This is a genomic window from Streptomyces sp. NPDC104096, assembly GCF_055584385.1.
Window position 1 is genome coordinate 1 of the sequence record NZ_JBVJMD010000094.1, and the last position, 17,477, is coordinate 17,477.

16 protein-coding genes and 2 pseudogenes are annotated in these 17,477 nt (G+C 68.5%); 7 read left to right on the forward strand and 11 right to left on the reverse strand.

Going from position 1 to position 17,477, the window contains the following annotated elements; genetic code table 11:
• Positions 1-720: 720 nt before the first annotated feature.
• From ACZ60B_RS40690 to ACZ60B_RS40705, 4 genes are all read right to left on the reverse strand, one after another.
• Positions 721-1,140, reverse strand: coding sequence for a CBS domain-containing protein (locus ACZ60B_RS40690; RefSeq protein ID WP_469396595.1), 420 nt, complete (start codon positions 1,138-1,140; stop codon positions 721-723).
• A gap of 350 nt (positions 1,141-1,490) precedes the next feature.
• Complete coding sequence (gene nhaA, locus ACZ60B_RS40695; RefSeq protein WP_469396597.1) at positions 1,491-2,822, reverse strand: Na+/H+ antiporter NhaA; 1,332 nt, start codon at positions 2,820-2,822, stop codon at positions 1,491-1,493.
• Positions 2,823-3,280: 458 nt separating this feature from the next.
• Complete coding sequence (locus ACZ60B_RS40700) at positions 3,281-3,418, reverse strand: hypothetical protein (RefSeq protein ID WP_469396599.1); 138 nt, start codon at positions 3,416-3,418, stop codon at positions 3,281-3,283.
• A gap of 197 nt (positions 3,419-3,615) precedes the next feature.
• A complete protein-coding gene (locus ACZ60B_RS40705) occupies positions 3,616-4,797 on the reverse strand; it encodes a PP2C family protein-serine/threonine phosphatase (protein WP_469396628.1) in 1,182 nt (393 codons plus the stop codon).
• Positions 4,798-5,242: 445 nt separating this feature from the next.
• On the opposite strand from ACZ60B_RS40705, the gene ACZ60B_RS40710 reads away from it, so the two are divergent.
• The gene (locus ACZ60B_RS40710) at positions 5,243-6,688 is read left to right on the forward strand and encodes an NF041680 family putative transposase (RefSeq protein ID WP_469396601.1); all 1,446 of its coding nucleotides are present in this window, start codon (positions 5,243-5,245) and stop codon (positions 6,686-6,688) included.
• A gap of 335 nt (positions 6,689-7,023) precedes the next feature.
• Here the strand turns inward: ACZ60B_RS40710 and ACZ60B_RS40715 are convergent, their stop codons facing one another.
• Together ACZ60B_RS40715 and ACZ60B_RS40720 are read right to left on the reverse strand one after the other, a co-directional pair.
• Positions 7,024-7,824 (reverse strand): ISAs1 family transposase, encoded by an 801-nt coding sequence (locus tag ACZ60B_RS40715; RefSeq protein WP_469396603.1) that lies wholly within the window; start codon positions 7,822-7,824, stop codon positions 7,024-7,026.
• Between the two features lie 71 nt (positions 7,825-7,895).
• Positions 7,896-8,621 (reverse strand): hypothetical protein, encoded by a 726-nt coding sequence (locus tag ACZ60B_RS40720; protein WP_469396605.1) that lies wholly within the window; start codon positions 8,619-8,621, stop codon positions 7,896-7,898.
• A 108-nt stretch (positions 8,622-8,729) separates the two neighbouring features.
• On the opposite strand from ACZ60B_RS40720, the gene ACZ60B_RS40725 reads away from it, so the two are divergent.
• Together ACZ60B_RS40725 and ACZ60B_RS40730 are read left to right on the forward strand one after the other, a co-directional pair.
• A complete protein-coding gene (locus ACZ60B_RS40725) occupies positions 8,730-8,867 on the forward strand; it encodes a hypothetical protein (protein ID WP_469396607.1) in 138 nt (45 codons plus the stop codon).
• Between the two features lie 154 nt (positions 8,868-9,021).
• Positions 9,022-9,744, forward strand: coding sequence for an alpha/beta fold hydrolase (locus ACZ60B_RS40730; RefSeq protein ID WP_469396609.1), 723 nt, complete (start codon positions 9,022-9,024; stop codon positions 9,742-9,744).
• 153 nt (positions 9,745-9,897) lie between these two features.
• Here the strand turns inward: ACZ60B_RS40730 and ACZ60B_RS40735 are convergent, their stop codons facing one another.
• A complete protein-coding gene (locus tag ACZ60B_RS40735) occupies positions 9,898-10,149 on the reverse strand; it encodes a hypervirulence associated TUDOR domain-containing protein (protein ID WP_469396612.1) in 252 nt (83 codons plus the stop codon).
• Positions 10,150-10,340: 191 nt separating this feature from the next.
• Between ACZ60B_RS40735 and ACZ60B_RS40740 the strand changes: the two genes are divergently transcribed.
• The 3 genes from ACZ60B_RS40740 (at position 10,341) to ACZ60B_RS40750 (ending at position 11,917) form a co-directional block, all read left to right on the forward strand.
• Complete coding sequence (locus ACZ60B_RS40740) at positions 10,341-10,874, forward strand: DUF6328 family protein (protein ID WP_469396615.1); 534 nt, start codon at positions 10,341-10,343, stop codon at positions 10,872-10,874.
• Positions 10,875-11,354: 480 nt separating this feature from the next.
• A complete protein-coding gene (locus tag ACZ60B_RS40745) occupies positions 11,355-11,660 on the forward strand; it encodes a DUF6247 family protein (protein WP_469396618.1) in 306 nt (101 codons plus the stop codon).
• Positions 11,657-11,917: a hypothetical protein gene (locus ACZ60B_RS40750; RefSeq protein WP_469396620.1), complete on the forward strand. Its 261-nt coding sequence runs from the start codon at positions 11,657-11,659 to the stop codon at positions 11,915-11,917. The genes ACZ60B_RS40745 and ACZ60B_RS40750 overlap by 4 nt, the downstream gene beginning before the upstream one ends.
• A 726-nt stretch (positions 11,918-12,643) precedes the next feature.
• Here the strand turns inward: ACZ60B_RS40750 and ACZ60B_RS40755 are convergent.
• Both ACZ60B_RS40755 and ACZ60B_RS40760 read right to left on the reverse strand, forming a co-directional pair.
• Entirely contained in the window at positions 12,644-13,855 is a 1,212-nt protein-coding gene (locus ACZ60B_RS40755) for a hypothetical protein (RefSeq protein ID WP_469396622.1), read from the reverse strand.
• Between the two features lie 623 nt (positions 13,856-14,478).
• Positions 14,479-15,192 carry a uridine kinase family protein gene (locus tag ACZ60B_RS40760; RefSeq protein WP_469396624.1) on the reverse strand — a complete coding sequence of 238 codons (714 nt, stop codon included), beginning with the start codon at positions 15,190-15,192 and terminating at the stop codon, positions 14,479-14,481.
• Positions 15,193-15,511: 319 nt separating this feature from the next.
• Between ACZ60B_RS40760 and ACZ60B_RS40765 the strand changes: the two are divergent.
• Positions 15,512-15,991: pseudogene (locus ACZ60B_RS40765) on the forward strand (transposase); the annotation flags it as partial.
• 143 nt (positions 15,992-16,134) lie between these two features.
• Here the strand turns inward: ACZ60B_RS40765 and ACZ60B_RS40770 are convergent.
• Positions 16,135-16,524 carry a hypothetical protein gene (locus tag ACZ60B_RS40770; RefSeq protein ID WP_469396626.1) on the reverse strand — a complete coding sequence of 130 codons (390 nt, stop codon included), beginning with the start codon at positions 16,522-16,524 and terminating at the stop codon, positions 16,135-16,137.
• 34 nt (positions 16,525-16,558) lie between these two features.
• Positions 16,559-17,367: pseudogene (locus ACZ60B_RS40775) on the reverse strand (IS5 family transposase).
• Between the last annotated feature and the right edge of the window lie 110 nt (positions 17,368-17,477).

The window sequence follows — 17,477 nt, forward strand, 5'->3', positions numbered from 1 at the left end:
ATCTCCGCAGAAGACTGGTCATTCGCCATCCACCAGGCAACGTCCCTCTCCGCCCTGCTGGAGCACTTCCCTCAAACCGGGTGGAAATGGGACGAAATCGATCCCTCGCCCTCTTGACCGCTGCCCTCACGGAATGTGTGCCAGAACCTGAAAGTCATGAACAGAGTCAAGCCGGCGGAGGGCGCGGTACAGGGCCAGGGGGCGGCCGGGCCGAGGCCGGGGCGGCGTAGGCGGTGACGACCCGGGGCGGCGTAGGCGGTGACGACGAGGACGGCCACGGCGGCAAACGTAATGACCGGGCCGACCCCGCAGGACATCAGCAGCACGCTGCCGGGCAGGAGCAGCACGGCGAGGGTGAGCGCGAGGGCCTGGTCGTGGTCGCGGTGCACCGGATCCGCTGGTCTGCTCAGGCCCGGCACAGGCACCCGGACAGCATCTGGCCTCCGCGCACGATGCGCCACAGCCTCCTGCCACCGCTGAGCCAGCAGCAACGCGCGGATCGCCCTCATCCTGCGCTGGTGGCGAACGGACTCGACGTCCCGAATTCCCCGAAGCTGCCCTCCGACCCGCCAGTCACGGGTGGGCACCGTCCAGACGAAGTGCCGGCTCAGATGAGGAGACGCTGGGCGCAGATCGTCGTGTGCCGACCTGGCGGGGCCGCAGGGACAGTGACTGCGCCCCTACGGCCCCGTCGTCCTTACTCCCCTGCCGCCGAGCTGGTCATATGCTGGGGCTTGCCGAGCTGATGTCGCCGAGCGCGGATCGCCGGTCGAGTTCCATGGCCAGGTCACCGATCGAGATCACGCCGACCGGCGCGTCTCCTTCGACGACCGGGAGACGGCGAATGGCGTGCTGCCGCATCAATGCGACGGCGCGCTCGAGCTCGTCGTCGGGGGTGACGGTGATGGGCTCCTCGGTGCACAGATCCGCCACGGTCATCTGCTGCGGATCCGAGCCCTCGGCGAGCCCGCGCACCACCAGGTCCCGGTCGCTCACCAGCCCCAGCAGGTGCTCCTCCCGCGTGACCAGGACGACGCCGATGTCCTCGTCACGCATCAGCCGCGCCACATCCGTCACCAGCGCACCGGTCTCCACGGACACCGGCGTACCGGTCATGATGTCGCGCACACACTGCACCATGTCGTGCCCCTTTCCACAGGTGTCGCAATGCCATCCCCCGCTGTCGGTCCGCCGAGTACCCGTGCGCCGCTTTGTGCACGCCGCAAGCCTTCCAACGGCAGGAAGCGCGGAACAGGGGCTGTGCTGGGCCGGGACGCCGTCCGCCTCAGGAGAACAAACCGGCCTCCTGCACCGACAGGGCCAGGCTGTCCCGTCGACTGCGCCGCCCGGCTGGCGCCCCACCAGCGTTGGCCACCGACCGAGTGAGATCCGTGCGCCAGGATCGCTTCGCCGCCCCGGCAGGGGGATGCCTGTCCCTCAGGGCGGGAACCCGCCCCCGACAACGACCACTGAGTCCTCTCTGCCGGACATCAGGAGTGATTCCCGTGCCCGCGGGCGGCGCTGTTCTGCGTGTCCGCCATGAAGTCATGCTGGTAGATGTCCGGGATTCCGTCGTGGTCGGCGTCGATGTTCTCCGCCTCGTACAGGCGCCGGTAGACGGCGTTACGCCGCCGCAGCAGGACCGCGGCGAGGACCGCGGCGATCAGCGAGGCGATCAGGACGGCGGCCTTGACGTGCTCGCCGCTGCGGCCGGCGGGGAAGGCGAGTTCCCCGACGAGCAGGGCGACGGTGAAGCCGATCCCGGCCAGCACCGACAGACCGAGCACGTCAGCCCAGGCCAGGTCGGGGTTGAGCTGGGCACGAGTGAACCGCGCAGCCAGATAGGTCCCGGCGAAGATCCCCACCGCCTTGCCGGCCACCAGGCCGATCACCACCCCGAGAGGTTCGAAGCTGGTGAACACCGAGACCAGGGCAGAGCCGGAGATGCTCACCCCGGCGGCGAACAGCGCGAACAGCGGCGCCACGATGCCTGCGGAGAGCGGATGGACACGGTGCGCGACCCGGGCGGCAGGCGAGACGTCCTCACCCTTGTCGCGGGTGGTGCGCAGGATCAGGCCCATGGCGATGCCGGCGACGGTGGCGTGGACACCGCCGTTGTACATCAGCGCCCAGATCGCCACACCGAGGGGCACATACCACCACCAGCCGCGTACCCGCAGCCGCTGGAGCAGGTAGAAGAGCACCAGTCCCGCAGCGGCTCCGGCAAGCGCCCACGGGTTCAGGTCTGAGGTGAAGAACACCGCGATGATCAGGATCGCGCCCTGGTCGTCGACCACGGCGAGGGTGAGGAGGAAGGCGCGCAGCGCGGCCGGCAGGTGCGTGGACAGCACCGCCAGGACCGCCAGCGCGAAGGCGATGTCGGTGGCCATGGGGACCGCCCAGCCCGCACTGCTTCCGCCGCCCGCCGTGACCGTGGCCAGGTAGAGGGCTGCAGGCACGGCCATCCCGCACACCGCGGCGATGACGGGCAGCGCGGCGGTGGCCGGGGTGCGCAGTTCACCGACGACCAGCTCGCGTTTCAGCTCGATCCCGGCCACGAGGAAGAACACGGCCAGCAGCCCGTCGGCCGTCCAGTGCCCCACGGAAAGGTCCAGACCCAGGGCCGGTATCCCGATGCGGAAGTCGCGAACGGCGGTGTACGCCGCGTGCCACGGGCTGTTCGCCCAGATCAGCGCGAGGACCGCCGCGCCGAGCAGGACCAGGCCGCCGACGGTCTCGGTGCGCAGGGCCTGAGCGATCGCCTGCCGCTCGGGAAGCGGGAGCAGTCCGAGGAAGGGGGACCTCGAGCGGGTGCCGGTCATGCCAGGGCCTCCGGGTGACAGCGACGAAAGGGGGCACACTGCCCCCAGGACGCCGACCAGACTTCCCGGCACACCGCACGCCAGCTCCTGACGCGTTCTTTGCACCGTATCCACCCGCCGCACGGCTGTCTGCCCCGCCCGCCCCCTCTGAACACACCGGTGCCAGGTTGTGATCATGTCCAGCACGACCCGGGACCTTCGGCTCTTTCGCAAGGGGCGACGCCAGGACCACGCGCCCTCGCCTTCGTACCAGGCTTGCCCCAGCAGACCGGCCAGCGCCGGCTCGAGCGCGGGATCGGCCCGAACCGTGGCCCGGGCCACGGCCTCATACAGGCGCCGCTCGGCCGCCTACGAGCCTTTGTCACCTACCGGGCCGGCACCCCCGGCAACAGCACCCGGTTCTTCCGCAGCCACGTCACGGCGCGGTTGAACAACGCGATCGGCCCCTCGGCATGCGTTCACACCCGCCCGTCCAGGAAGCCGCGGAACTGCCGCCCCCACCACCGGTCGGTGAAGTCGCGGCACCCGAACCGCTCCTGGGTCCGGCCCGCGTGCTGTACACCGTCGACCTGCGCTCCAGGTACCGCTTCACGCACGAGGCACCGTCGATACCGAACTGCCCGGCCAGGTACTCCACGACCTCCCCCGGGACCACTTTGAGGCTCTCTTCACCCGCCTCAACGCCCTCCTCTGACGCGCACCAGGCCAGTGTTGCTGTTCGCTACACACTGCGGCACCGGCCCGGCACGGATCCGCGTCCTGAAGCGCACTGCTCAGAGGTGGTGGCGCGCGGTCATAGGCGAAGGACAATCAGGGCGATGTCGTCGCGGGCACCGCTGCTGACGCCGAGGTACGCGAGCAGGGTGTCGGCGAGGCGTTCGGGACTATAGCGGGCATGGCGGGCGAGCGCGTCGGTGAGGCGCTGCAGGCCGGTGTCGATGTCCTCGCCACGGCGTTCGATGAGACCGTCGGTGTAGAGCACGAGGGTGTCGCCGGAGCGGTAGGGCAGGTCGGCCTGCAGGCGGGGGACGTGTTTGGGCCGGGCCCCCAGCGGAGGGTCGGTGGCCTGGTAAAGCAAGTCGCAGGTGCCGTCCTTATGGAGCAGGACGGGGGGCGGGTGGCCGGCACTGCTGTACGTGATGCGGCGGGCGTGGGGGTCGATGACCGCTTGGACGACGGTGGTGGCCAGTGCACCTTCCACATCGCGTGCGTACAGGCCCAGGGCGTCCAGGGCAGGCGCGGGTTCTTCGACGGCCCGGACAGAGACGGACAGCGCGCTGCGGAGCATGCCCATGACGGCGGCGGCCTCCAGGCCGTGGCCGACGACGTCGCCCACCGCGACGGCGAATCTGTTCTCGGGCAGGTCGACCACCTCGTACCAGTCGCCGCACACGTTCAGTGACCCGGCGGCGGGCAGGTAGCGGACCGCGGTGTCCCGGTGACGGGCCAGATGGGGCGAGTGGAGCATGGCCTCCTGCAGGGTGACGGCGATCTGGCGCTCCCGGGCGTGGGCCTGGCGCAGTTCCTCGTTCAGTCGCTGGAGCTCGCGTGCCCGCGCATACAGTTCGACCTCCATTGCCTCCGCGTCGCTGAGCGCTGTGCCTTCTCGCGGGCGGCGTTGGGACAGGATGAATGCGGTCACGTCCTCCCCCCGGTGGAGGATCCACTCCACCTGCCCGTCCGGCCCGAGCACCGGCGTGTTGATTGCGGACCACCACCGCTCCTCGAACACGCCGGCGCGGTCGGCCACGGGGATGTCGTACTTCATCGGCGCCATCGTGTCCGGCTCTTTCGAGCGCAGGACCTGGTGCAGGGACGCCTGCAGATTCCGCACGCCATCGGCATCGGGATCCGCCGGATTGTCAGGGAAGGCATCGAAGAGATACCGCCCGAGCAGATCCTCCCGGCTACGGCCGGTCACCCGGCAGGCCGCCTCATTGATGTCAACGAGCACCAGATCCGGGCTCAGCACCATGCAGGGGGTGGGGGTCACCGCGAACAGCGCCTGGTAGTCGATCGCCGACCTCGCCACGCGCCGCGGCCGTGCATCCTCATCAGGGATGTTCTCGTCCCTCACTCCTACGTTCTACCGTGCGCCAACGTCCCCGGCACCCTGGGTCCGACGCCTGCCTGCGGCCCGTCCGCCCCCTGCGACGTGCCCCGTGACGACAACTTCCAGGGGCCGCAGGCGCTGGCGCAACCGCGTCGAACCGGTTGCCCGCCAGCCCAAGCGCTCACTCACCAACCGAGGCGCTCAGTCACAAATCACTGACCGCTAAGCTTGTTCTTTATGGTCTGACCTCGAACGATGCCCCGAACGTGATCGCTCGTACGAGGATTCCGGGGACGTGAACACGGCCTCCGTCTGATCCTGTGCTCCGACCAAAGAGGCACTTGACCAGCACGAAGGCCGTGGAGGAATGAGTCTGCTGCATCACGATGCCCGGCAAGAAGCGTTCGCGGTGGCGTCACACTTCCGGGACGACTTCTTCGAGTGCCTGCCCGTGCGCGGGGACACGCTGTTCGAGCTGACCGACGCGTTGCTGTGCGCGGACGGGCCGGTGACCACGCCGGTGGACCTCCCCCTGACGGCCGAGCACCGGCGCGGTCACGGCGCGATGTACGACGCGCTGAACAGCGGAGGTGTTGATGTGCCGCGGCTGCGGCAGGTGCTGGCCGGGCTGCCGCAGCCCGAGGCCGCCGACGGTCGTCTGGTACTGACCGTGAACGTCGCCCACTGGCTCCGGCCGGACGCTCCGTGCAGTGCGGACCGCCTGTTCTGCCACGTCTACGGCCGTAGCGGACGCTCCTCGGACCAGTTCGTGCCCGGCTGGCCCTACTCGTTCGTCGCCGCGCTGGAGTCGGGCCGGACCTCCTGGTGCCAACTCCTGGACGCCGTGCGCCTGGGACCGGCTGACGATGTCGCCGAGGTCACCGCCGCGCAGGTCCGCCGGGTGGTCGAAGACCTGATCGCGATGGGCCGTTGGCACGCGGGTGACCGCGACATCCTGGTCGTCTTCGACGCCGGTTACGACGCCCCGCGCATGGCCTATCTCCGGGAAGGACTGCCCGTGGAAGTCCTCGGGCGGATGCGCACGGACCGCGTGATGCGCAAGTCGGTGCCAGTGCCGTGGATCTCGCCGCCGCAGGGCGGACGTCCGCCGAAGCACGGCAAGGAGTTCCGCTTCGCCAAGCCCGGCACCTGGGGCGAGCCGGATGCCGCGACCGTTCAGGTTACCGACCGCTACGGCACCGCTCGCTCGATGGCCTGGGACCGCATCCACCCGAGGCTGACCACTCGCTCCGCATGGATCGATCACACCGGCGAACTCTCGGTCATCGAGGGCACGTTGATCCGACTGGAAGTCGACCGTCTGCCGGGCGGCCACGATCCGCTCCCCGTCTGGCTGTGGTCGTCGGCCACCGGCCTGTCGGGAGAGGACGTCGACCTGCGCTGGCAGGCGTTCTTGCGCAGATTCGACCTCGAGCACACCTTTCGCATGCTCAAGCAGACGCTGGGCTGGACACGCCCGAGACTCCGCACGCCCGAGGCGGCAGACCGGTGGACCTGGTTGATCGTCGCCGCCCACACACAACTCCGCCTCGCCCGCCCGCTGGCCGCGGACCTCCGCCGCCCCTGGGAGAAACCGACCGAGCCCGGCCGGCTTACCCCCGCCCGGGTCCGCCGGGGGTTCAGGGACCTCCGCCCCAACCTGCCCTGCCCGGCACGTGCACCCAAACCCAACCGACCCGGCCCCGGCAGACCGCTCGGCTCGAAGAACCGGCACCCCGCCACCCGCTACGACGTGGGCAAAACAGTCAGGCGGCCCGAGACCATCGCCGAACGCGAGCAGGCCAGACCATAAAGAACAAGCTAAGAAGGGCCATCCCTGACTTCATAGGATCCCCAGGAGCAAGCCAATGTTCAGGCACATTGGGAATTCGTGCCGCAAGGGCCGCCCGCCGGGCAGCCGAAGGCCGTTGAAGGCTCCGCTATTGTCTGCGGTGCGGTGTCGGGCATGCCCAGCCCGGCACCAGGACACCAAAGCCCGTGGCGACTTCACGGACCGGGGCGGTGGTCAGGGCTTCGGCGTAGTCGGCGGGCGTCCGCTTTGTGATCACGCGAGGCCGAGGAACGCGAGGGGACGGCGGGCGTCGCGCGCGTTGCGGCGGAGGCCGGAGGCGATGTTCTTCACGCCGTTCATTCGCAGGGCTCCGACGGCAAGGTTGCGCCAAGTCGGCATGGCACGAGGTGAGTTGCCGGTCCGCAGCTGGGAGGCGTCCTCGGCGAAAGCTGCTTATGCAGGTTCTTCTGGTTGCCCTTGACGATGGCGATGTAGTGGGCACGGTGGTCCAGGAGGTAGGCGGCGTGCTCGCGTTGCGTGTGGAGCGCGTCGCTGGTGACCACGGTTCCAGCCAGGTCAGCGATGTTGTCCAGCAGCGGCTGGAAGCGCCTGGTTTCCCCGGTCTTCTCGCCGACGTCGAGCTGGGCCAGGACGAGCCCGGTGGTGTGCTCCACCGCGGCGAGCAGGTGGATCTTCCGCCCCCGAGCCTTGGCCTCGCCGCGCAGGGACTTGCCGTCCGCAGAGAGTCCGCGCAGGCCGGCGCCCGTAGGCCGACGGTCGGCGAGCCATCCGCCTACCGCCCGGTCCAGAGCGTCTCCGTCGATGCGGGTCAGCAGCCGGCGGACCGTCGCCTCGGCCGGGACCAGCCGCCGAGGCAGCACCGGATCAGGCCGCACGCCGAGTCGCTCCAGCACCTGCGGTGGCGCGTCCGCGATCCACTCGCCGACCGCAAGCAGCGAGGTCGCCCCGGCCAGCACCGCGCACGCGGTCAGCGCGAGGACGACGGCCAGCGCGTGCCGCACTCCGCGCGGATCGCGCGGGTCCGGCACCTGGGCCAGCCGCTCCAGAAGGCCGGACACCTCCCTGGGTCCGACATCGAGATGCTCTCGGAGCTGGTCAAGGGCGAGCGGGATCGCGGATGATGCGTCGGCAGGCACGGTCTTCCAGGCAGGTCACGAGGGCGTAGAGCACTCCATGATCACGGGACCTTCCCGGCACCGTCCCCAGGTCACGTCAACGCCGCGGCCCTGCCTGCCACCCAGGCCCGCCAGACATGAGGTGTGCTCGGCATGTCAGGGCGATCAAGGAGCCAGAGCACATACCCTGCATGGCACCGAGCCCACGGACTGTCCGAATCGACCGCACGATCGAGCCTGCCGCGCAGGTCAGCGCTGTCGACAGCCCGGGCAACCCGCACGTACTCGCGATCCTTGCAGCGATACGCGCGAAGGACGACCACCTCGACCAGATCGGTGAGCTTCGCCCTGATCGCCTCCTCCTGGTGAACCAGGGCCATATCCCGGATAAGACTCTGCTTCGTACCCCACGCCTTCGCATGCTGCGTCCACTCCCGCGGGTATTTCGCTTCCCACTCCAGGAAAAGCAACGCATAGGGCAGCCCCGGCCAAGTCGCCAGATCCCCGCTCGCAGGGCGACCCCATAGCCCGTCAGGCAGTGAACGTCTCTGCGCCTGGTAATGCCTCCGACGCGCCTGAAGAAAGGCCGGCTCCCGGTACTGCTCCTCCGCTCCCAGGGGCAACGTCAGCCGCCACATCTCGTTGGACCGACCGAGCGCGTCCGCGACCTGCCTCCGTGCCTCAGCCAGATGGGCAAGCGCTGCGGTCCTCGCAGCCGCATCATCCGCTGTCAGTCCGAACGCCCGGCCCAGTCGCTCATCCCATGCACAAGCGTCGTCCGCACCGGCACCTGCCTCTTCAACCACACAGAAGATCATCCCCCAGCACAGTCGGCTCGCTCCACCTGACGGTGCTGGCAGACGCAACAGCCCCGAGGCACAACGTCCGTGAACGGGGAACCCTCGGCTCGCCATCCTTCAGCTCACATGATCACGAAACGGACGTCCGTCAACTACGCCGACGCCCTGGGTCTCCAGGAGGTCTACTTCAAGGACAACGGCCATCGTGCCGACCGCCTGGAAGTCGAATTTACGGATACCGACTGCATCGACGTCGATTACTGAGAGGGTCAGAAACGAGAATGGCGAGCATCAATTACTGAGCCGAGGCGCGATAGCTGTCACGAAGGCAGGCTGGTTGTCACCATGCTGATGGTGGTCGGTTCGGCCGCTGGCGAACGCCGTGTCCGCGACGGCGGTCCCTCGCTAGGTTTAGGACATGGTTGATCACCGCTCGGTTGACGTTGGTGGAATCCGGCTGGCCTATCAGGTCTCGGGCCCGCCGGAAGCTCCGCCGCTCGTCCTGCTGCATGCACTGGGCGAGGGTGCTGCGGACTGGGACGTCGTGGCATCGGTCTTCGCCCGCAGCTGGCGTGTCTATGCTCTCGATCTCCGCGGTCATGGCCGAAGCGACTGGCCGGGGGACTACTCGCTGCAGCTGATGCGGGACGACGTGCTCGGCTTTCTGGATGCGCTGGCTCTTGACCGCATTGATCTGATGGGGCACTCGATGGGCGGGATCGTTGCCTACCTGTTCGCCGGGGAGTATCCGCAGCGTGTGGACCGGCTCGTCCTGGAGGATGTCCCGGTGCCACGCCCCCGCGAGCAGTCCAGGCCGATCAGGCCGGATGGGAAGCTGACGTTCGACTGGGAGATGGTGTTGGCCGTCAAGCGGCAGATCGATGCACCTGATCCGAAGTGGCTGGAGAGCCTCAGCAACATCACTGCGGAGACCCTTGCCGTAGCCGGCGGTCCGGGAAGCCATGTTCCCCAGGAGGGCATCGCTGAGTTGGCCCGCCGCGTTCCTCACGGGCGAGTCGTCACCATTCCGGCCGGGCACTTGATCCACCACGCCCAGCCAACGGTGTTCGTGGAAGTGGTTCTGAGGTTCTTGCAGCAGTCGCTCCAGGCTGATGACGAAGTTCCTCTTCGGAACGGGTGACAGAAAGGCTGCTGAACGGCCGTTGGTGACAAGCGCTATGCCTCATCGGTGACAACCAAATTGCCTCACAAGAACCAAACAGCCAGACCACCCATCCCGAAGGTGGCAACGATCACGCTTCGGCACATTACCTGAGCCGAAGCACGGTAGTTGTTACATAGGCAGCCTTGTTGTCACCTGCGAGGTGCGGCGCCGGAAGGTCGTCCTCTCCTCCGGGTCGTGGACCGCGTCGCGTCCGTCCTTCTCCCTTTCCACCTCGTACTGAGGCTCCTCAGACGGGGCCCTCGCCTTGCGCCCGGCAACCTCCGCGTCCTTGGTGATCTCCTTCTTCGCGGTGCCTGTGACGTTCTGGCCGTGACTGCTCCAGGACGCCGTGTCGCCTTTGCGCGGGTTCTTCTTCGCCATGTCGGTGCTCCTGCGGTCGAAGTGGACGGACGGATTCGCCGCCCTTCCAGCATCGGGTGCACGCCGCGAACACGCAGTCCCACGCATGGCGCAGATCAACGCGAGGTCAAGGAAAAGCCAATTCGGGGTGCACGGCGGTGGCGAACTGGGGTATCCGCTCGCCCATACGGACGAGCACACCGGGAGGGGTCGTGGCGGACAGCGGGGTCGCGGAAGCGAGGCAGGCGGAGGGTGCCAAGGAGGCGCAGCGGGAGGAGTCCGAGGCCGAGCGGGCCGACCGGCAGTGGAACGAACTGATGCAGGAGATCCGGGTCACGCAGACCGGCGTCCAGATTCTCTTCGGCTTCCTGCTGAGCGTGGCGTTCACCCCGGCCTTCGGGCACCTGTCGCACACGGACCGGTTCATCTACATCACGACGGTCGTCCTCGGCGCGACGGCGACCGGCGCCCTCATCGCGCCGGTCCCCTTCCACCGGCTGATCTCCGGCCGCAGCATCAAGGCGCAGGCGGTGCGCTGGGCGGCGCGGCTCATCTTCCTCGGCCTGGCGCTGCTGGTCGCCACGCTCACCTCCGCCCTGTTCCTGATCCTCCGGGTGGCCACGCACGACGGCTTCGTACCCTGGCTGGTGGGCACGGTAGTGGCCTGGTACCTCGCGTGCTGGGTCGCGCTGCCGCTGTGGGCACGGCACCGGTACACCACGGTGTCGGAGGATCCCGTCGGCTGACGGGACCCGGCCGCCGCCGACGGCCTACAGTGCGAGCCCCATCCTGGAGTCGTCGTGGACCATCCCGTTCAGGAGCAGCTCAGCCTGTTCGTGCGGGCTGCGGGGACAGGCAGAGTGGAGGACCTGGCGCGGTCGGCCCGAAGTCAGGAGCCGGTGACCCTCACCATGCTTCGAGCGCTATTGGTGACAAAAAGCGCGCCGACCTGGTGACAACCGGCTTGCCTTGCCCGGTCGAAGTCGCAGGCCAGCGGACGCCGATGGTGACAACCAATGTGCTTTGGCTCATTACCCGTTCCCGAGCCCGAAGAACAACGCGGAACGCAAGGCGAACCGCGATGCCTCGGACGAATACCAGCGCCAGGAGGAAGCCGCCGACTTCCCTGACTGGGAAGAGGAGCTGCAGCAGCGACCGCCGAACCCCTCTTCCTCCGCCCTGGAGACGGCTACTTTGGCGGTACGACCCGCCGGGAGGAACAGCCGATGAGCGCGCAGCCCGACCACGCCCCCGTCACGCCGTACACCCCCGCGCCGGAAGCTCCGGCCGAACTGCTTGCCAAACTGCGCGCCAGCACGCGCGCGGAGCGGTGGGTGCCGGCCTTCGAGCAGGAGTGGGCGGCGGCCCTGGAAGAGTCGCGCCGGACGTTCTCCCTCGCCCACCTATACGAGGTCGTCCAGGTCTGGCAGGCCCGCGTTGCTTCCGCCCCGGCGGTCGACGCGTTCCTCGCCTCCGGCCGCGACGACACCGGCTTCGTGGACCTCGAGGAAATCCGGAGCAGGCGCCGGTGACCGGACAGCCGTACGCGGTCCGCCTCTCCGCGCAGGCCACGAAGGCGCTCGCCGCCCTGCCCGAGCACGCGGAGCAGATGGCCTGGGACGTCATGGGCGCCGCCGCCGACGTCCCGTGGGGATACCCGCAGTGGGACACCGACGACCCGGAGGGCGAGGACATCCGGATCGCGTCCGTCGGCCAGCTCTCCGTGATCTACTTCGCCAACCGCGCCCTGCGCCACCTGTCCGTCCTGGACATCGTCTGGCTCGGCTGACCCCCGCCACGTCGACGAACGGTTCCGCCCCGGCATGTCAGCTGTCGGGGGCGAACCGTTTCGCATCGTACGTGCCGCCGGTCTCGTGCCGAATGCTGTGAGCAGGCCTCTACCAGCTGTCGTGTGCGTCCATGCGGGTCACAGTCGGCAGGCTGAGCCTGATGGTGGCGAGGCGCTCGTCCGTGGCAAGGAGCCCGGTCCCGCCGCTACGGGGGATTGCAGCGGGCCCGGACTCCTGCCACGCTCCCACACCCCGACCTCAGTGCACGGCATTCGCGCCCGGCCGATCGCGGCCCGGGCGAGCCGGGTGTCTGGTCAGCTGAAGCCCGGGCTGCTGAACGCGGTCGTCCAGTCCGTGGCGATGGCCTACTGTGCGGCGGCGAGGGTGCCCCTTGCTGGAGCAGACAGCATTGTGCAGCTTCGAGGTTGTTCGTCCGGCCGTCTTAAGGACCATTGCGGCTCGCAGGCCTGCTGGCTGAGTGCGGCTGAACGCGACCGTCTCGTTCGCGATGACCTGCGCACTCTCAAGATCTGGCGTGAGCACGTCCCTTACCGACCGGGTCGCATACCGGGTGGGACCGTGCACGATGGGCTTGTGGAGAAGGAAACTGCGCTGACCGGTGGCCGCCCGGCGAGGCTTACCTGCTCAGGTCCCCGCTCCGTGCAGCGGCACACCAGCGCTGAGGGAGCCGTAGCTACGCCACAGGACGGGCCGGTGCTGGGGGTTCAGTCCGTCGCGGGGGTGAGAGCGATGAGGGCGGTGCAGGCAGGTCCCCCGGCTCTGAGAGCGCGTATCAGGGCCTTCTTCGTCCGGTGAGTGGCGATGAACTGGGCGTACCGCTCCGCGAATGCGCCGGTGGTGGCGTCCCGGTCGGCGAGGGCGGCCAGATCTCCCAGAAGACGGACGATCTCTGGGTAGTGGCGGGTTCCTCGCTGTGAGAGGAGTTCTCCCACGCGGTGCCAGGCCGCCTCGGGATGGTGCTGCAGGTCGGCCAGTCGCCGGTCTTGGGCCTCGCGCGCCTGACGTACCTCCCGGTCGCGTTCCTCGGCCGCCCGTTGTTTCTCGCGGGCGATACGCAGCGTCTTCCGGGCAGGGACTGCGGCGCGGAGTTCGGCAACTGTGCGGGGTGCGGGAGCGGGGTCGCTGGACGGCCGGCTCTCCAGGAAGCGGCGGCGCAGCTCGGACAGGAGGTGAGGGTCGCCGTCGTGGATGAGCTGGGCGAGGACGGTGTCCTTCTCCGCCGTGTCGAGGGTGGCGGTCCAGGCCCGGTGGACGGCGAGTGTGGGGCGGGGCGTCGGCGGGGGTGCGTGTTGGGCTGCGGCCGCGATGAGGTCTTCGTCGATGCGCAGGAACGTGGCCAGGTCGGCCAGGGGCTCGGGCAGGTCGGCCAGTCCTGGTGGTACGGCGGGTTCCAGGCCGTCGTCGTCGAGTTCGCCGTTGTGTGCGCACAGCAGCCAGGCGAGGTGGAGGAGGCGCAGGTCTCCCTCGGCGACCTGTCGGCGGGCGCGGGTGATGGACGGCAGCCACTCCTTGTCCCGGTCCCCGTCGAAATCATCCTCTTCGAAGCCGAAGAGGTCGTTGAAGTCCTCGACGTCGTCTTCGGGATCGGAGGTCAGGGCGATCAGAACGTATCCCCCGTTCTGCCAGCTTTCCGCCGAGCCGCCGGCACAGTACGTCCGTGCGGTGTCCAGGGACAGGACAGTGGCGGGCCAGCGCAGAATCAGCCGCCGGGTGCCCCAGTTCGCGAAGTACAGATGGGCGTCGTAGTGGGTCTCCACCAGCCGCCGGGGGTCCCCCTTGAAGTCGCCCCAGCCATAGGTGTTCACGAAACTGTGCCGAGTCAGGTCTGCGCGCGTCGTCAGCGCGCGGATCTGCGCGAGCTGCCCGTCGGTCAACGGGGCATCGACCGCGAACTGGTAGTGCTGGTACTCCGACATAGTCCTCTCCCCCCGTTCCCGGTCAAGTCGTAGCAGAGCTGGCGGCCCGGCACAGCGGAAACGGCGCAGCGCGCCGGGGCATGCACACGAAGGCGTTGAGGTTGTCTGATCCGGCCGCTGCCGGATGCCTGTCTCGCTACGGTGGCCGGCAGTCTCTTGTGTCGTACACCCACCCGAGCCTGTATCGCCGATCCGCTCACGGCAAGGAACGAGGTTTCCGCTTTGGCTGCGTCCGCTTCCACGACCGGGTCCGGTCTGCCGTCACCATCTCGGCGCGAGCAGGACGATCGGCATCATCGACGGCACCGAGATCCGGGTCCGTCGGCCCGCTGCCGGATGCAAGGACCTCGAGAGGTTCATCTCCGGCAAGGACAAGCAGAACGCCGTCAGGTCCCTGGTGGTCACAGGCGGCGAAGGCCGCGTGCTCTGGTGCAGCTCGGCCCGTCCTGCAAGCTGTGCGGACCTCACACCACCCACGCCCGCCAGAGTACGGGCCGGCCAAAGAGGCGACCCTTGTCGAAGCAGGCGTTCGTACTCTGGGTCGGCGCCATGACCCGACCGGGCAGCACGCCCGGGGCTCAGCAATATGGAAAAGCTGCCGAGCCCTACACCTGTCCCATGGTTCAGCGGGCGGGCGCAAGATGCGGGCCGACCAGGTTGTCGACCGCGGTCAGCAGGTCCGCCGTCGGCATCATCCCGTCGAGTACGAGATCCGCCCGGGCCCGGGAGGGGGCGACGAAGTCCGTGTGCCGTTCGCGGCCGCTGTTCAGGTAGTTACGCAAAGAGATCGCCGGGTCCTGGCACTGAATCTCGATCTTGCGCAACAGCTTCCTGGCCAGGCGGACGTCATCGGGCGCATCGACGTAGATCCCCCATGTGGCCTGATCTGCGATTTTGGGAAGAGCGAGGGCGAACAAGCCCTCGACCACAACCAGGCGGTACCGGCCGCTGGCAGCCGCTGCGTCGACCGCGGCAGCCGCTGCGTCCTCGTCGATGGAACCGGGATGGTTCCAGTCCAGCGTTTCGGCACCCGTGGCGCTCAGCGTGCGCATCCCGCGCTGTGGATCGTGCGCGGGCACGTAGAAGTCGTCGAGGTGGATGAGGGCCACAGCCCCGGGCCGGTGGAGCACGAACGCTTGCGCAAGGGTCGACTTGCCCGAGGCGGTGCCGCCTGCGACTGCCAGCACGGGCACGTGATGTCCTGCGTTCGTGGCGTTCGTGATCCGCACCGGGACGTCTTGTCCCGGGAAGAGGCTGCCGCTGACTGCTCGGCTCAGGCAGGTGCCGGCTGTGTAGGAGTCGTGCTCGGCGGTCGTGGTGGTGTCGAGCGTGGTCATGGCCGCTGCCCTCCAATGCGGTGAGGTGCGTCCGGCACGAAAACGTCCGGCCGGTCGCGGAGCAACGTGCTCGATCGGCACCCAGGAGCCGCAAGCCGCCGCAGCCACCAAAGCGGCCACGGAATATCCGTCGCAGGGGAATACAAGAGCGGCCCCGCACCGGGGTGCAGGGCCGCAGTGGTGAGGAGGCTATGTCGCGAAACCGCCCGCGCGGAACCCGGCGCTTGTTACGACTCCAGCACGATCGCCGGCCGTCTTTCGTGGTCACGGCTTCCCACCACTCGCCACCCGCCGACGAGCGGCCCGGTACTCGGCGGTCAGCATGCACGCGGCCACCGACACCGTGTCGTGCCCGCCGGAGTGGGAATTGCTCCTGCTCGAGGAGTGGGCGGACGACGACCGGCGGCGCCAGCAGGCCGAAGTACCCGACGAGGCCGGGCGTGTGTCCAAAACGTGCTTGGCCCTGGGACTGCTGCACCGGCCGGCGTCGCAGGGCCTGCAGGTGCCGGTAATCGTGACCGAGGCCGGCTACGGCTGCGGTGCAGGGCGTCGGCGAAGTCGGGCGACGCCCGACTCGCGATCATATGCTCCGACGGGTGAACGGGGCTTGCGGCTCGTGTCCCGCTGTCCACTGCCAGGGCCTACGACAGCTTCAGGCTGTCGACCAGTTGCAGCTGGGGATCCCAACCCGTCGGTCGTTCGCTTTCCGACCCGCGCCAGGGACAGCCTGCCTGGATCCATGCGGCTCGTGCACTGCCCACTCCAGCGTCCGAGGCGTCCTCATGGCCAAACTCGATAAAGCAGCAGTCGCAGATGGCGAACGACGGCGTCAGACCGTCGGAACCCCACGGTTCGAATCCCTGATCGAGCCCGCATACGGGGCAGTGGGTTCCTGGCCTCGGCGTTCTTGTCACGGGCTGATGCTAGGCCGTTTCGTTTGGATCAGGCTGTGGGCTCCGAAGCGATGGAGAGTGAAGGCGTATCCGACCGCAGGATGATCTCTCCCCAGTCCCCCTGCATCTGATAGGTGCCCTGGACCCTGTTCAGAGCATCGACCGATCCGAAGTCCACCGTGCCGTCGGGGTCGGTGGAAGGTGGGATGACGCCCTGGCCCTTCCAGTGCGCGTCGCGCACGCGCGGGAACACGATGGTGGCTCGCCGGAAACAGGCACGTTCCCCGGGCAGTGGGGGGCGCCACTGGGGATGTGACGGCAAGAGCAGCAGTTCGAGCTGGAGAGTCAAGAGCCCAGGACGGAGTGCGATGTCCAGTACGTAGCTGTCTTCCAGGCAGACGTTCCCGAACCCGGGAAAGCTCGGATAGCCGTCGCGCATGGCTCACTCCTCGAACTGCGCAGCAAAGTGTCGATCATGATCCCGACCAGAGGAAGATGCCAGTGATATACAGCCCGGCCAGATAGATGGTTGCCGTCTTCTCGTAGCGAGTGGCGATGCCTCGCCACTGTTTGAGGCGGTTGATACAGCGCTCGACGGTGTTGCGTTGCTTGTAGGTCTCGCGGTCGAAGGCGGGTGGTCTGCCGCGACGCAAACGGTGACCACGTTGGTCGACGGGAACGGGAATCACGGCGCGGATGCCGCGGCGCCGCAGGTGCTCGCGAATCGCCCGGGACGCATACGCCTTGTCCGCCAGGACCACGTCCGGCCTGGTGCGTGGCCGGCCGCGGAGCCGGGGAACCCGCAGTCGGGCCATGACGTCGGTGAAGGTCGGTGCGTCGCCTGACTGCCCAGCGGTGACCACGAAGACCAGCGGACGGCAGCGGGCGTCGGCTGCCAGGTGGATCTTCGTGGTCAGCCCGCCGCGGGAACGGCCGATGGCGTGGTCGTCGGGTTCGCCGGCCGGGGCCCCGTCTTACGGGACCCCGCCGCATGCTGGTGGGCACGCACGATCGTGGAGTCCACCGAGACCGTCCAGTCGAGGTCCTCGTTGGCGTCGGCCTGCGCCATCAGCGCGGTGAACACCCGCTCCCTGGTGCCGTCGACGGCCCACATCCGCAGACGGTTGTAGACGCCCCGCCAGTTGCCGAATCTCTCCGGCAGGTACACCCACTGGGTCCCGGTCTGGAACTTGAAGACGATCGCATCGATCACCTCCCGGTGATCCCTCCAGCGGCCACCCCACACCGGCGTCCGGTCCGGCAACAACGGCTCGATCCGCACCCACTGCGCATCGGTTGTCTGCGTACTTGTCTGAGTGCACCACCGCGTACGAAGTTGCGTGCACCACTGCTCAGGCCACTTCGGTGTCCCGTTCGATGGCCTGGAGGCGG